The sequence below is a fragment of the Delftia sp. HK171 genome (genome assembly GCF_001886655.1).
GTDB classification, from domain to species: Bacteria; Pseudomonadota; Gammaproteobacteria; order Burkholderiales; family Burkholderiaceae_C; genus Comamonas; species Comamonas acidovorans.
In genome coordinates, this window is the sequence record NZ_CP018101.1 from 5266670 (window position 1) to 5281500 (window position 14831).

Annotated in this window: 10 protein-coding genes; 7 read left to right on the forward strand and 3 right to left on the reverse strand. The window is 67.8% G+C overall.

All coding sequences use genetic code 11. The annotated features are described in order from the left end of the window. Window positions 1-355 precede the first annotated feature (355 nt). From BO996_RS23545 to BO996_RS23555, 3 genes are read left to right on the forward strand one after another with little or no spacing between them, the layout of a single operon-like run. A complete protein-coding gene (locus tag BO996_RS23545; protein WP_012206835.1) occupies window positions 356-631 on the forward strand; it encodes a ParD-like family protein in 276 nt (91 codons plus the stop codon). Further along, window positions 628-1434 carry a type I methionyl aminopeptidase gene (gene map / locus BO996_RS23550; RefSeq protein WP_046986652.1) on the forward strand — a complete coding sequence of 269 codons (807 nt, stop codon included), beginning with the start codon at window positions 628-630 and terminating at the stop codon, window positions 1432-1434. Before BO996_RS23545 ends, map begins: the two co-directional genes overlap by 4 nt. A 2-nt stretch (window positions 1435-1436) precedes the next feature. Continuing rightward, on the forward strand, window positions 1437-1772 hold the full coding sequence (locus BO996_RS23555; protein ID WP_012206837.1) for an SMR family transporter: 336 nt from the start codon (window positions 1437-1439) through the stop codon (window positions 1770-1772). 27 nt (window positions 1773-1799) lie between these two features. On the opposite strand, the gene BO996_RS23560 is transcribed toward BO996_RS23555, so the two are convergent. From BO996_RS23560 to BO996_RS23570, 3 genes are all read right to left on the reverse strand, one after another. Then, a complete protein-coding gene (locus BO996_RS23560) occupies window positions 1800-3446 on the reverse strand; it encodes an acyl-CoA synthetase (protein WP_012206838.1) in 1647 nt (548 codons plus the stop codon). 471 nt (window positions 3447-3917) lie between these two features. Further along, window positions 3918-5390: a hypothetical protein gene (locus BO996_RS23565; RefSeq protein ID WP_043819126.1), complete on the reverse strand. Its 1473-nt coding sequence runs from the start codon at window positions 5388-5390 to the stop codon at window positions 3918-3920. Between the two features lie 3 nt (window positions 5391-5393). Beyond that, entirely contained in the window at window positions 5394-6731 is a 1338-nt protein-coding gene (locus BO996_RS23570) for an SPFH domain-containing protein (RefSeq protein WP_071956544.1), read from the reverse strand. Between the two features lie 265 nt (window positions 6732-6996). Here BO996_RS23570 and BO996_RS23575 point away from each other — a divergent pair, with 265 nt between their 5' ends. From BO996_RS23575 to rpoD, 4 genes are all read left to right on the forward strand, one after another. Beyond that, window positions 6997-7722: a response regulator transcription factor gene (locus BO996_RS23575; protein ID WP_012206841.1), complete on the forward strand. Its 726-nt coding sequence runs from the start codon at window positions 6997-6999 to the stop codon at window positions 7720-7722. Continuing rightward, window positions 7719-9935: a sensor histidine kinase gene (locus BO996_RS23580; RefSeq protein WP_043819129.1), complete on the forward strand. Its 2217-nt coding sequence runs from the start codon at window positions 7719-7721 to the stop codon at window positions 9933-9935. Before BO996_RS23575 ends, BO996_RS23580 begins: the two co-directional genes overlap by 4 nt. A gap of 41 nt (window positions 9936-9976) precedes the next feature. Beyond that, window positions 9977-12010, forward strand: coding sequence for a DNA primase (dnaG, locus tag BO996_RS23585; RefSeq protein WP_071956545.1), 2034 nt, complete (start codon window positions 9977-9979; stop codon window positions 12008-12010). 263 nt (window positions 12011-12273) lie between these two features. Beyond that, window positions 12274-14715 carry an RNA polymerase sigma factor RpoD gene (gene rpoD / locus BO996_RS23590; protein ID WP_013801152.1) on the forward strand — a complete coding sequence of 814 codons (2442 nt, stop codon included), beginning with the start codon at window positions 12274-12276 and terminating at the stop codon, window positions 14713-14715. Window positions 14716-14831: the final 116 nt, after the last annotated feature.

The following is a 14831-nucleotide window of genomic DNA, read 5'->3' on the forward strand; positions in this document are numbered from 1 at the left end:
CGGCTTGCAGGACATTCGCTTCCAGACAGTCTTGATTCTTGTCAGTTTGGGTAGCAGGCGACTTGCTAGGGGTAAGCCCCAGATCTGCAACAGATATCTGATAGAAGACCGCCGATCGCGCAAGGCCCAGTCTTGTACAGGACCGCGCTGCAGGAAAAACATCATCCCTGCCGGATGGCCAGCCGGACGTGATCATTGCGCTATCAACACAAGAGCATCCGCCCCGTCCGTCACGCAGCATCGACGACGACATGGCGGCCTGCATCTGCAGGCCTGCACGAATGCCCCGCCGCCGCGCCCGCGATTTGCGATTGTCAATATACGAAACGTATATTCCCCGTATGATCGCCACCCCATGGGAATCGTCAAAATATCCGACCAATTGCACGACCAGATCCGCCTGTCCAGCGCGGCCCTGGGTCGATCCATCAACGCCCAGGCCGAGCATTGGCTGCGTGTCGGCCAGCTGGCCGAACACCATCCCCATCTCGACTACGCAGGCATCTGCGCCCTGCTGCTGCAAGAGGCCGCGGCCACGCTGAAGCTGGGCGAGCCTGAAGCGGCACCGGCTCCCGCCGATACGGCAGCACGCCGCCCGCGCCCCGTGCGCCTGTCGGGAGGCCTGCAATGAGGGGTGCCAAGCTGCGCAGCGTTCCGCTGCACGACGCCCTCGATATCGGGCAATCACGCAAGGCCGGTGGCCTGGCCGCCCGTGTCCTGCAGATGCTGGTGCCCCACGTGCAGCCGGGCGTCAGCACCGAGCACCTGGACAAGCTCTGCCATGACTTCATCGTCGATGAACTGCGCTGCGTACCCACCAACGTGGGCTACCACGGCTTTCCGAAGACGGTCTGCACCTCGCCCAACCACGTGGTCTGCCACGGCATTCCCGACGCCCGGCAGGTCCTGCGCGAGGGCGACATCCTCAATGTCGATGTGGCCGTGACCACGCCCGAGGGCTGGATCGGCGACACCAGCCGCATGTACTACGTGGGCCAGCCCTCCAACCAGGCGCGCCGCCTGGTGGAGACCACCTACGAGGCCCTGCTGGCCGGCATCCGCGCCGTGCGCCCCGGCGCCACGCTGGGCGACATCGGCCATGCCATCCAGACCGTGGCCCAGCGCGAGCGCTTCAGCGTGGTGCGCGAGTACTGCGGCCACGGCATCGGCAAGGTCTACCACGACGACCCCCAGGTGCTGCACTACGGCCAGCCCGGCCAGGGCATGGTGCTGGAGGCCGGCATGATCTTCACCATCGAGCCCATGCTCAACGCCGGCAAGGCGGCCACGCGCGAACTGGCCGACGGCTGGACGGTGATCACCAACGACAAGTCGCTGTCCGCCCAGTGGGAGCACATGGTGGTGGTGACCGACACGGGCTTCGACGTGCTCACGCGCTGGCCCGAGGGCACGGGCAGCTACGCGGCCATCTGAGCATGGCGTCCAACTACCTGTACCTGGGCCTGGCCATCGTCGCCGAGGTGGCGGCCACCTCCTGCCTCAAGCAGTCCGAAGGCTTCACGCGGCTGTGGCCCAGCGTGGTCACGGTCCTGGGCTACGCGCTGGCCTTCTACTTCCTGTCGCTGACGCTGCGCACCGTGCCCACGGGCGTGGCCTATGCGATCTGGTCCGGCGCGGGCATCGTGCTGATCTCCCTGGTCGGATGGCTCTGGCAGGGCCAGACGCTGGACCTGCCCGCGCTGGCGGGCATGGGCCTGATCGTGGCGGGCGTGCTGGTCATCCAGCTGTTTTCCAAGACGGCCGGACACTGAGCCGCTGCCCGCGCTGCGGCCCGGCCCTCAGCCCGTGATGGCCTGGACCGATCCGGCCTGCCGGCGCAGCTCGAACTTCTGGATCTTGCCCGTGCTGGTCTTGGGCAGCTCGCCAAAGACCACGGCGCGCGGCACCTTGTAGCCGGCCAGGTGCTTCTTGCAGTGGGCCACGATGTCTTCGGCCGTGGTCTGCGCGCCGGCCTTCAGCTCGATGAAGGCGCAGGGCGTCTCGCCCCACTTGGGATCGGGCTTGGCCACCACGGCGGCGGCCAGCACGGCCGGGTGGCGGTAGAGCACGTCCTCGACCTCGATGGACGAGATGTTCTCCCCGCCCGAGATGATGATGTCCTTGCTGCGGTCCTTGATCTGTATATAGCCGTCCGGATGCTGCACGGCCAGGTCGCCCGTGTGGAACCAGCCGCCGCGGAAGGCCTCGTCCGTGGCCTGCGGGTTCTTCAGGTAGCCCTTCATGGCGATGTTGCCCTGGAACATGATCTCGCCCATGGTCTGGCCGTCATGGGGCACGGGTTCCATGGTCTCCGGATCGAGCACGCTGGCCGAGCGCTGCAGGTGGTAGCGCACGCCCTGGCGGGAATTGAGGCGCGCGCGTTCGCCGATGTCCAGCGCATCCCAGGCTGCGTGCTTGGCGCAGACCGTGGCCGGGCCGTAGACCTCGGTCAGGCCGTAGACATGGGTGATGTCGAAGCCCAGCTGCTCCATGCCCTCGATCATCGACGCCGGTGGCGCGGCGCCTGCCACCATGGCCTTGACCCCGGCGGGCACTCCCTCCTTCATGGCGGCCGGCGCATTGACCAGCAGGCCGTGCACGATGGGCGCGCCGCAGTAATGCGTGACGCCGTGGTTGCGGATGGCGTCGAAGATGGCCTGCGCCTCCACCCTACGCAGGCAGACGTTGACGCCCGCGCGCGCCGCCACCGTCCACGGAAAGCACCAGCCGTTGCAATGGAACATGGGCAGGGTCCACAGGTAGACGGCGTGCTTGGGCATGTCCCACTCCAGCACATTGCTGATGGCATTGATGGCCGCGCCCCGGTGGTGATAGACCACGCCCTTGGGGTTGCCCGTGGTGCCGCTGGTGTAGTTCAGCGCAATGGCGTCCCACTCGTCGGCAGGCAGCTGCCAGTCGAAACCGGCATCGCCACCGGCCACGAAATCGTCGTAGTCCAGGCTGCCCACCTGCTCGGCGGCCGGGCCGTACAGCGCGTCTTCGACCTGGATCACCAGCAGCGGCGCGCTGCGCTGGCGCAGCTTCAGCGCCTTGGCCACCACGCCCGTGAACTCCGGGTCCACGATCAGCACCTTGGCCTCGCCGTGGTCCAGCATGAAGGCAATGGTTTCCGCATCCAGCCGCGTGTTCAGCGCATTGAGCACGGCCCCCGCCATGGGCACGCCGAAATGCGCCTCCACCATGGGCGGCGTATTGGGCAGCATCACGGCCACGGTGTCGTTCTTGCCCACGCCCGCCTTGTGCAGGCTGCTGGCCAGCTGGCGGCAGCGCGCATAGGTCTCGCCCCAGTTGCGGCGCAGCGTGCCGTGGACCACGGCCAGCCGCTCGGGATAGACCTCGGCCGTGCGGGCGATGAAGCCCAAGGGGCTGAGCGGCGCATGGTTGGCGCTGTTGCGCTCCAGATGCTGGTCGTAAATGTGGGTCATCGTGGTCTCCGGTTCGCTGGGTTTTCTGGTGAGATGCCCGCCTGCCGCCGCAGGCTGGCGAAACCTGAAGATATAGCAAGACAGGCTTACACAAGCTTGATGCGCATCCACCCGGCTCGCCACCGCACAGGCCCGGATAACCAAAGCGGCATGCATGGTCTTTGCAGGGCATCACGACTTTCAGAATTTCATGGAAATTGAAAATACTTATGCAGAACAATCACTTGAGCTGCCTGCAGACGCGCCCCAACCTGTCCCCCAGGCGACTGCACAACCACAGTCCTCTATAAGACATCATTTATCAGATGACTCGGCCGCACGGCCCCGGCTTCACTCGTAGAATCGCCGCTTGGATTCGCCGGCCAGCACCGCTGGAAGGCGAACAAGGAGTTCCTAGAGGAGTCGCCTGGCAACGCTCCAGGCATCGTTGGAGACGAGCCTGCACCCCACCGGTGCAGGCTTTTTTTTGCTTCAGCGCAGGCTCAGGGACTGGCGCTTCCAGGCCGGGTCCTGCCAGCGCTGGAACAGCGGCAGGGCAGACACATCGCCGGTCACGCGCTCGGTGGCCAGGCCGTCCAGCCGCACCACTTCGAAGCTCTTGCGGTAGCGGCCCTGGCCACGGGCCTCGCGCGCCACCAGCATCAGCTGGCCGCCAGGCACCCAGCCCGCCCATTCGGCCACGCCGGTCTCCGGGGCGGTGGCGGCCGGGGGCAGCACGTCGGCCAGCCAGCCGCCTTCGGTCTTGCGCAGCACCCACAGTTCGCGCCAGCCTTCCAGCGGCTGCACGGCCAGGGCCACGGCCGTGCCCTCGCGGTTGGTGCTGGCCGATGCGGCCCACACCACGCCATAGGTGCAGCGGCGCAACAAAGGGGCCTTGGCGCCGTGCTGGGCGTCCACCAGCAGCACGCAGGTTTCGCCGGCAGCACCGGGCTCGGTCAGCAGCGTCGGGCGGGCTCCGGCAGCAGGAGCCGCAGCAGCAACAGGCGACAGCGCCCAGCGCACGGCGCTCACCCGCATGGCCGCGTCGTTGTAGGCGCTCTGGTCTTCATCGGGCAGCTCGGACTTGCTGACGCCCGTGAACTCGGCCAGCGCCCGGGCGGCCGATGCCGCCACGGCAGGGTCGGCCATGCTCTTGCGCGCCTGCTGAAAGGCCAGCGCCGCCCACACGCTGGCGCGGCGCATCTGCACGCGGCCGCGCAGGTAGGGCGGCAGGCCGGTCACGTCCACGCGCTCCAGCACATCGGCCTGCCAGGCATGCATGCGGGCGCGCTCATGGGCCGGCAGATCGGGGTCCACGCATTCGGGCCGTGTCAGCGCCAGGGCGGCGCGGGCGCGCTGCGGCGCGTCGGCGGCGGGCATGGCCAGCACGCGGCGGAAGAATTCGCCTTCATAGCAGACCTGCATGCGGCCTTCGACCTCATAGGTCGCAAAGCGCAGGCCGTAGCCGTTGGCCACATCCAGGTGGGCCGACAGCGTGGCGCCCGAGGCCTTGCCGGGCGCAGCGGCGGAGGCGCGCCGCGCCAGCCGGTCGGCAAAGCCGCCCAGTGCGTCGAAGGCCTGCGCGCCTTCGGCGCCGGCCAGGGTCCTGGCGGGCGCGGCCTGCAGGTAGGCGGCCGCAAGGCCGATGCCCAGCGCCTCGGCACCGGGCGTGTCCTGCACGAAGCGCAGCACGGCCAGCAAGGCGGGGGCATCGGCCTCGGTCATGGCCACGCGGCGCACATCGCCGGCGCGGATGAAGCCGCCGCGCTCGCGCTTGTGGTCCCAGACCTGGAGGTAGTCCAGGCGTTCGCCCCTGATCTCCAGCACCTCTCCCTGCCACAGGCTGGCCTGCTGCTGGGCGCCATCGCGCGGCGCGGCGCGCAGGCTGGCCTGGTCCTGCACCACGATGGCGCTGCCCATGCCGGTGGCCAGCGCTGCGGCGGCCAAGGTCGATACGGTCAGCATGGCTTATTGCTCCTGAACGGCTGCGTTGGCATCTTCGGCCGCCACGGAGGCTGCGCCGGCCTGTGCATTGCGGCTGCTGCCCAGCAGGGCCGCGCCGATGAAGTCGCCATTGGTCGGCGGGGGCGCGATGATGACCTGGATCTTGTCCGAGAGCTTGTCGGCCAGCGTCTTCTGGATGAGCAGCGGGTAGCGCGTGACCAGGGTGCCTTCGCGCGCCATCTGCTCGGCGTTGACCTTGCCCAGGCGGTCCATGCGGAAGGCCTCGGCCTCGGCCAGCTTCTGGCGTGCATCGGCTTCGCCATTGGCCTCGATGCGGCGGGCCTGGGCGCTGCCCTCGGCGGCTTTCACGCGGGCCACGCGCTCGGCCTCGGCCTCCAGCTGGCGCTGCTCGATCTGGCGCTGCTTGAAGGGCAGCACATGCTTCATGGCCTCTTCCTGGGCACGCGCCGCAATCACCTGCTCGCGTGCGGCGGCTTCGGCGGCCACTTCGCGGCGCACCTTGTCGGCATTGGCGTCCAGCTCGGTTTCCTTGACGCGCTTGTCCTTGAGCTCCAGCGTGTAGCGCATCTTCTCCGAGGCCAGCTCCTCGGCCAGCAGGCTGTCCATGCCGCGGCGGTACTCGGCGGGCAGGTCCACCTTGCCGATCTGGATGCTGCGCAGCGTGACGCCGTCGGCCGCCAGGCGCGTGCGCAGTTCTGTTTCCATGATCTGTGCGATCTCGGCGCGCTTGGTCGAGAAGATTTCGCGCACGGTGTAGCGCGCAAACACCTTGTAGACCAGGCCCTGCACGGCGGGCTCCACGATGTCTCCGCCTATGTCCAGAGGCAGGTTGCCGGCCTTGACGGCGGGCGATGCGGGATCAAGCGCATAGCGCACGTTCAGGTCCAGGCCCAGGGACAGGCCCTCGACCGACTGCAGGGGTGCGCTGCCATTGGCCTGGCGCATGGCCTCCGGGCGGTAGCTCTGGTCGCGCAGGGAGAACACGCGCACCGTGTGCAGGCCCGGCACCACCCACACGCTGCCATCGCGCCACAGGCTGACCGAGCCCGTGAACTGGTTCAGGCGCACGCCCAGCGTGCCCTGCTCCAGGTGCTGCACGGGCGGGTTGCGCACCACCACCAGACCTGCCGCCACCACCACGGCACCGATGGCCAGCCAGCGCACGGTACGTGCCGTGGGCAGCAGGACCGCCCAGTCCACGGGCTGGCGGCGGGGCGCGTTGCCCGGCAGCGTGCCGGCGTCTGCTGCAGGCTCGGAGGAATCGGCAGGGCCGGCTCCATCCAGGCGGGCGGACTTGCGGCCCGTCAGGGCCTGCATGATGCGGTTCCAGGTGGCTTTCATGGTGTTCTCTCTCTCGGCTGTGATGACTGTTGTTGGCTGTTGTTGGCTGTTTCTGAGGCACCGGAAACAGGGGTGGCTCATTGAGGACCGATTGTTCGGATCTCCCCCGGAAGCAACAACGCGGCGCACGGACCAAAGCGCTCACACCGGCGGCGCAAACGCTCCGGCCCCGGAAGAAAAACTCACACCCGGGCCGGCGCAGGGCCGAGATAATCCCGCGAACACCGCCACGGCGGCCTCCCCGACCCCACCCCTGCACAGCCCCATGACCCGTATCGCCGTAATCGAAGACGACCTGCCCACCAGCAACCAGTTGGCGGGATGGATACGCAGTGCGCGCAGCGGCATCGTGATCGACCAGTGGTTCACGCGCGACGAGGCCGAGGCCGCCCTGGCCCGCGAGCACTACGACGCCGTGGTGCTGGACATCGAGCTGGGCCGCGAGCGCCATGCGGGCGTGGCCCTGATCAACGCCATCAACAAGCTGGGCCAGGGCACGCCGGTGCTGGTGGTCTCGGCCATGCCGGCCGCCATCTACCGCAGCATCATGAAGGCGCTGGACGCCTGGGACTACCTGCAAAAGACCACGTTCGAGGAGGCGGACTTCATCGAGACCTTCCTGGACATCCTGCGCACCACGCAGCGCGCGGCGCCCGTGGCCGCGCAGGCCGCCGCAGCGCCCGCAGGCGACGCCCTGGTGCTGGACCCGCTGTGGCAGCGCACGCCCACCTGGCGCGGCGAGCGCATCAACCTGCCGCTGACGGCCCAGCGCATCCTGGCCACGCTGCATCAGCGCAGCGGCGAAGTGGTGTCCTACGACGAGCTGTTTGAGGTGGTCAAAAGCGGCCGCAACCGCGACAACGTGCGCAAGCACGTGAGCACCATCCGCGAGGCCCTGCGCGAGGTGGACCCGGGCTTCGAAGGCATAGAGAACGTGCCCATGCGCGGCTTTCGCTGGGTGGGCCAGGCCGGCGCCGCCGTCCGCACATGAAGCGCCTGCTCAACCCCAGGCTGGAGCTGCCCCGGCTGGAAGTGCCGCGCCTGGGCCTGGCCGCCTTCCGCCAGCGCATCCTGCTGCGCGGCGTGTTCGTGCTGCTGGCCGTGGCCACGGTGGCGCTGAGCGTGGTGGTGCTCAAGGACGAGAAGGAACGCGCCTGGCAGGCCTACCAGCACGGCTTTGTGCGCAGCCAGGCCGAGGTCATGGCGCGGCTGCGCCATCCTTCGGGCCGGCTGGCCCTGCTCAACGCCGGCCACCTGGGCCAGGGCGTGACGCCGCTGGCGCCGCTGCTGCTGCCCTACGCGGCCATCGACTTCGACGATCCGCAAAAGTCCCAGCAGGCCGTGGAGATGGCCGGCTGCTCGGTGCAGTATCCCGATGGCGCCTCGCTGTGCGCAGCCATCGGCAACAATCCCTACGCAGGCGGATTCATCTATCTGGTGGGCAGCTTCTTCGCAGGCGAGCTGACACCGCGCGAGCGCGGCTCGCGCGAGCCCGCCCAGGCACACCGCGCCCGCATCACGCTGGACATGCGCGGCAGCACCTACCGCTGGATCGCGCCCTATGAGGCCATGCCGCAGCAGGGCAACAAGTCCGGCAACGGCGAGCACGGCCGGCTCACCGGCTTTGTGGACAACGGCACGCCCCAGCTTGAGGCCCGCGCGCGGCCCGTGCGCGATTTCCGTGGCTGGCTCTGGCAGAACGGCCATTGCCGCGACCTGCCGCCTGGCGTGCAGGGCCATGCGGGCAATGACAAGACACCCCCTGCAGCCGACTGCCTGCGCCGCACGCACTACTCCATCCGCCTGCCGGTCGAGCTGTTCCGCGAAGCCCTGTTCCGCAGGGACGTGCGCCCCGTCTGGCCGCCTGAAGACCTGGGCAGCATGCGTGTGCGCGTGGAAATGCTGGCCCCCGGGGACACGGAGCCGCCGCTGTTCGACAGCAACTCGCCTGGGGCGCAGCTTGCCGCCTCGCTCAACGACATCTCGCGCAGCCTGCTGCCCGGCGAGCGCGTGCAGATCCGCAAGGTGGGCGCCGACGAAGCCAGCGCCATCACCCTCAAGGGCGTGGATGTGCAGGCCGCGCCGTCGGCGCCCTGGCTGCTGCGCCTGATCAGCTGGCTGCCGCTGGATGCGGCCGGCGTCTCCGCCGCCACCATGACCCCGGCCGTGCCCACGGGCCAGGACATTCTGGACACGCCCACGGGCAACTACACCGTCAGCTTCACCGGCCACCCGCGCGATGTGGAGCAGGGCCTGGCCGCCGTGGCCACGCGCCTGTCCTGGTACCTGGGCGCCATGCTGGCCGCCATTGCGCTGGCCTGGCTGATCGTCGAGCTGGGGCTGATCCGCCGCGTGACCGCCCTCACCCGGCGCGCCGCCGCCGTGTCCTACAACGTGCAGGACGGCCATGTCGGCCCGCGCCTGGGCGACCTCGAAGTGTCGGACCTTCGTGGTTCCGACGAGCTGGGCATTCTGGCCGGCGGACTGGCCGACCTGCTGCAGCGCGTGAAGGACGACCTGCAGCGCGAACAGCTGCGCGCCCAGCAGGAACGCGACATGTGGCATGCCGTGGGCCACGAAATCATGTCGCCCCTGCAATCGCTGATGGTGCTGTACGGGCCCGACGACCCCGGCCACCGCTACGTGCAGCGCATGCAGCAGGCCGTGCATGTGCTCTACGGCACGGCATCGCCGGCCGAGGCGCTGCAGGCCGCCAACGTGCCCGAAGGCCGGCTGGACCTGAACGCCTTCCTGTCCCACGTGGCCGCCAACGCGCACTTCGCGGGCATTGCCAACGTGGTCTACGAAGGCGGGAGCGGGGGCGGGAACAGGGACGTCACGGGCGCCGTGATCGTGCGCGCCGACGAGTTTGCGCTGGAAGACGTGGTCACCCACATCCTGCGCAATGCCGACAGCTACCGGCCCGCGGGCACGGCCATCACGCTGTCGCTGTCGGCCTCGGAGTCCGCCGCCAGCGCCACGCTGCACAACCAGGGCGCCACCATTGCGGAGGACCTGCTGGAGCGCATCTTCGAGCTGGGCGTGTCCGCCCCCCAGGAGCCGGCGGCCGCCGGCAGCGCCGAGCACCGGGGCCAGGGCCTGTTCGTGGCCAGGACCTACATGGCGAAGATGGGCGGCACGATCAAGGCGCACAACACGCGCGATGGCGTGGCCTTCACGCTGACCTTCCAGCGCCTGGGCTGAGGGCCGGGCACCGCCGGCCAGTGCCCCCGGGGCACGGCCGGATGGCCCCGCGAAGGCACAATACGCGGGTGTCCATTCCCCAATCGTTCATCCAGGAATTGCTCTCGCGCGTCGACGTGGTCGATATCGTGGGACGCTACGTGCAGCTCAGGAAGGGCGGCGCCAACTTCATGGGCCTGTGCCCGTTCCACAGCGAGAAGTCGCCCTCCTTCACCGTCAGTCCCAGCAAGCAGTTCTATCACTGCTTTGGCTGCGGCAAGAATGGCAACGCCATCGGCTTTCTGATGGACCATGCCGGCATGGGCTTCGTCGAAGCCGTGCAGGATCTTGCCGGCCAGGTCGGCCTGCAGGTGCCGCAGGACGACATCAGCCCCGCCGAGCGCGAGCGCCAGGCCGCGCAAAAGCAGAAACAGGCCACCCTCACCGACGTGCTGGAGAAGGCAGGCGACGCCTACCGCAAGCACCTCAAGGCATCGCCCCAGGCCATCGACTACCTCAAGCGCCGCGGCGTCTCGGGCGAGACCGCCAAGCGCTTCGGCCTGGGCTACGCGCCTGCGGGCTGGCGGTCGCTGGCCAGCGTGTTCCCGCAGTACGACGATCCGCAGCTCGAAGAATCGGGCCTGGTCATCGTTGGCGAGGGCGACGACAAGCGCTACGACCGCTTCCGCGACCGGCTGATGTTTCCCATCCGCAACGTCAAGGGCGAGTGCATCGGCTTCGGCGGCCGCGTCTTCGGCGACGAGAAGCCCAAATACCTGAATTCGCCCGAAACCCCGGTCTTTCACAAGGGGCGCGAGCTCTACGGCCTCTTCGAGGCCCGCACCGCCCTGCGCGACATGGGCTATGCGCTGGTCACCGAAGGCTATATGGACGTGGTGGCCCTCGCCCAGCTGGGCTTTGCCAACGCCGTCGCCACGCTGGGCACGGCCTGCACGCCCGACCATATTCACAAACTGTTTCGATTTACTGAAGCCGTCGTCTTCAGCTTCGACGGCGACGCGGCGGGCCGGCGCGCCGCGCGCAAGGCGCTCGATGCGGCCCTGCCCTATGCCAGCGACACGCGCAGCGTCAAATTCCTCTTCCTGCCCGCCGAGCATGACCCGGACAGCTTCATCCGCGAATACGGCAGCGAAGCCTTTGCCCGCTACGTGGGCGACGCGCTGCCGTTGAGCCGCTTTCTCATCGAAGCCGCCAGCGAAGGCTGCGACCTGGGCCAGGCCGAAGGCCGTGCCCACATGGCCAGCAATGCCCGCCCGCTGTGGACGGCACTGCCCGACGGCGCCCTCAAGCGCCAGCTGCTGGGCGAGATCGCCGAACTCGTGCAGTTGGATGCGCGCGATCTCTCGGACCTGTGGTCGCAGGAAGCCGCCCGCAGCGGCCCCGCACGGGGCTCCATGGCCGGTGGCGCCCACCATCCGGGCCAGGCCAGCCATGCACCGGCCGCGGCCGACTGGGGCCAGCCGGCCGAATACAGCGCCCCATCGGGCTGGCCCGAGGGGGGCAGCCAGGGCGGCGGCACAGGCGGCTGGCGTGGCGGCGAGCCCGGGCGCGGCGGCAAAAAGCCCTGGCCGCGCAAGCCCTGGGACAAAAATGGCCGCGGCGACTTCAACCCGCCGCCCATGGGGCCGCGCGTAGCCCCCGCCACACGCACGGACCAGGCGGCGCGCCTGCTCATGGCGCACATGGAGTTCATGGAAGAACTCACCCACGAGGACTTCGAGGCGCTGGCGCGCTGCGCCGCCGGGCACGGCGCGCTGTTCCGCTGGATGGAAGCACAGTTCCAGGAATCCGGCCCCCGGCCCTTCGCCGTGCTGCGCGAGCAGCTGCGCGGCCTGCCCCATGAAGTGCTGGCCGACAAGCTGATGAGCGGCCCCCACGCCCATCCCGAAGGCGAGCTGTCCGAGCTGCGCCGCGAGCTGCGGGGCGTGCTCAACCGCATCGTCATCGACCACATCAAGGCCCAGATCGACGAAGCCGTGCGCGACATGGCACGGGACCCCAGCGCCGCCCAGCGCTATCGCGATCTCTTTGCCCGACAGCAGGTCCTGGAAAACCAGATGCGTACTTCCTCTTGAAATCGAGGTAAGCAGATATAATTAGGGGCTATCGGCAAGAGCGACAGCAGCACCTCCGGACCGGGCCCCGTGAAGAACTCACGTGATTGCAGCAACTGCACGGCCCAATTTCCCGCAAGGACTGCACACCAAATGTTCGCCCAGACATCTTGCCTGGAACGTTTTTCGCTTCCCTGGCGGACCTAGTCCGTCCGCGCGTGCGCCTAGGCGGCGCTTGTTTGAGTTTCCCTTTGTGTGTGTTCGCTCCTGACCGTGAGGTGTTCATGCCCGTTTCAAAGTCCGTGAAGTCCAAGCAGGCCCCCGAAGCTCCAGCGAAGCCCAAGACTTCGACAACCTCTTCAGCCCCGGCCAAGGCCGGTGCCGGCAAAGCCGCTGCAGGACCGAAGAGCGCCGCATCTGCGGCCAAAGCAAAGAAAGATACCGACGTGGTAACCAAGTCCCAAGCCGAACTCAAAGCCATGGCCGACGAGCTGCTCGCCGCCGCGACCCCCAAGCGCGGCCGCAAGAAGGCAGCCGAAGGCGACGACGCCCCCGCCCAGACCGAAAAGAAGCCTGCCGCCGCCAAGAAGGCGCCGGCCAAGGCAGCCGCAAGCTCCACCGCCGCTGCCAAGACCCCCGCCAAGCGCGGCCGCAAGCCCAAGGCCAAGGAAGGCGGCGACGACATCGATGATGCCGACCTGTCCGACATCGATGGCGACATCGACGGCGAAGGTGAAGGCGAGTCCGAGGTCGAGACCGAAGTGGAAGTCGAGGTCGAGACCACTTCGGCCCCGGCCGAAAAGGTCAAGCCCCTGCGCATGAAGATCAGCAAGGCCAAGGAACGCGCCTTGATGAAGGAATTCGGCCTGGACGAAACCGTCCTGACCGAAGAGGAAATGTCCACCCGCCGCCAGCGCCTGAAGGCGCTGATCAAGCTGGGCAAGACGCGCGGCTACCTGACGCACAGCGAAATCAACGACCACCTGCCCGACAAGCTGGTCGATGCCGAGACGCTGGAAGTCGTGATCTCCATGCTCAACGACATGGGCGTGGCCGTCTACGAGCAGACGCCCGATGCGGAAACCCTGCTGCTGAACAACACGGGCCAGTCCGCCACCACCGAAGAGGAAGCCGAGGAAGAGGCCGAAGCCGCCCTGTCCACGGTGGACTCCGAGTTCGGCCGCACCACCGACCCCGTGCGCATGTACATGCGCGAAATGGGCACGGTCGAGCTGCTGACGCGCGAAGGCGAAATCGAAATCGCCAAGCGCATCGAAGGCGGCCTGATGGACATGATGGAGGCCATCTCGGCCTCGCCTGCCACCATCGCCGAGATCCTGGCCATGTCCGAGGAAATCCGCGAAGGCAAGGTTGTCATCTCCACCATCGTCGACGGCTTCGTCAACGCCAATGAGAACGACGACTACGTGGCCGAAGAAGACTTCGACGAATACGACGAAGAGGACGACGACGACGGCAAGGGCGGCTCCAAGGCGCTGACCAAGAAGCTCGAAGAACTCAAGAACGAGGCGCTGCGCCGCTTCGACGCCATGCGCGAGAACTTCGACAAGATGCACAAGGTGTACGACAAGGACGGCTACGGCACGCCTGTGTACATGAAGGTGCAGAAGGCCCTGACCGAAGAGCTGATGACCATCCGCTTCACGGCCAAGACCATCGAGAAGCTGTGCGACCTCGTGCGCGCCCAGGTGGATGACGTGCGCAAGAAGGAACGCGAGCTGCGCAAGATCATCGTGGACAAGTGCGGCATGCCGCAGGAGACCTTCATCGCCCAGTTCCCGCCCAACCTGCTGAACCTGCAGTGGGTGGTGCAGCAGGTCGCGGCCGGCAAGCCCTGGAGCAATGTGCTGGAGCGCAACATCCCGCCCGTGCAGGAGCTGCAGCAGAACCTGATCGACCTGCAATCGCGCGTGGTCGTGCCGCTGGACGAGCTCAAGCGCATCAACAAGCGCATGAACGATGGCGAGCGCGCCAGCCGTGACGCCAAGAAGGAGATGATCGAGGCCAACCTGCGCCTGGTGATCTCCATCGCCAAGAAGTACACGAACCGCGGCCTGCAGTTCCTGGATCTGATCCAGGAAGGCAACATCGGCCTGATGAAGGCGGTGGACAAGTTCGAATACCGTCGCGGCTACAAGTTCTCGACCTATGCCACGTGGTGGATCCGCCAGGCCATCACGCGCTCGATCGCCGACCAGGCGCGCACCATCCGCATCCCGGTGCACATGATCGAGACCATCAACAAGATGAACCGCATCTCGCGCCAGCATCTGCAGGAGTTCGGCTTCGAGCCCGATGCGTCCATCCTGGCGGCCAAGATGGAGATCCCCGAGGACAAGATCCGCAAGATCATGAAGATCGCCAAGGAGCCGATCTCCATGGAAACGCCGATCGGCGACGACGACGATTCGCACCTGGGCGACTTCATCGAGGACACCAACAACACCGCTCCCGTGGACGCCGCCATGCAGGCCGGCCTGCGCGACGTGGTCAAGGACATCCTCGACGGCCTCACCCCGCGCGAAGCCAAGGTGCTGCGCATGCGCTTCGGCATCGAAATGTCCACTGACCACACGCTGGAAGAAGTGGGCAAGCAGTTCGACGTCACGCGCGAACGCATCCGCCAGATCGAGGCCAAGGCCCTGCGCAAGCTCAAGCACCCGAGCCGCTCGGACAAGCTGCGCAGCTTCATCGACTCGCTGTAAGGCGCTGTGGATGCCGGCCCCCGGGCCGGCAACCGCCCCCTGGAAAGCCCCGCACTCCCCTGCGGGGCTTTTTGTTTGTGGCGGGCCATCTGCCGGGCAGGGCGACGGTGGCGCGA

Excerpts from the sequence above, each read along its gene's own strand:
- BO996_RS23575 (WP_012206841.1), top strand. The coding sequence starts at position 6,997 with ATGACCCGTATCGCCGTAATCGAAGACGACCTGCCCACCAGCAACCAG.
- rpoD (WP_013801152.1), top strand. The coding sequence starts at position 12,274 with ATGCCCGTTTCAAAGTCCGTGAAGTCCAAGCAGGCCCCCGAAGCTCCA.
- dnaG (WP_071956545.1), top strand. The coding sequence starts at position 9,977 with ATGGCCCCGCGAAGGCACAATACGCGGGTGTCCATTCCCCAATCGTTC.
- BO996_RS23555 (WP_012206837.1), top strand. The coding sequence starts at position 1,437 with ATGGCGTCCAACTACCTGTACCTGGGCCTGGCCATCGTCGCCGAGGTG.
- BO996_RS23580 (WP_043819129.1), top strand. The coding sequence starts at position 7,719 with ATGAAGCGCCTGCTCAACCCCAGGCTGGAGCTGCCCCGGCTGGAAGTG.
- BO996_RS23560 (WP_012206838.1), bottom strand. The coding sequence starts at position 3,446 with ATGACCCACATTTACGACCAGCATCTGGAGCGCAACAGCGCCAACCAT.
- BO996_RS23570 (WP_071956544.1), bottom strand. The coding sequence starts at position 6,731 with ATGAAAGCCACCTGGAACCGCATCATGCAGGCCCTGACGGGCCGCAAG.
- BO996_RS23565 (WP_043819126.1), bottom strand. The coding sequence starts at position 5,390 with ATGCTGACCGTATCGACCTTGGCCGCCGCAGCGCTGGCCACCGGCATG.
- map (WP_046986652.1), top strand. The coding sequence starts at position 628 with ATGAGGGGTGCCAAGCTGCGCAGCGTTCCGCTGCACGACGCCCTCGAT.
- BO996_RS23545 (WP_012206835.1), top strand. The coding sequence starts at position 356 with ATGGGAATCGTCAAAATATCCGACCAATTGCACGACCAGATCCGCCTG.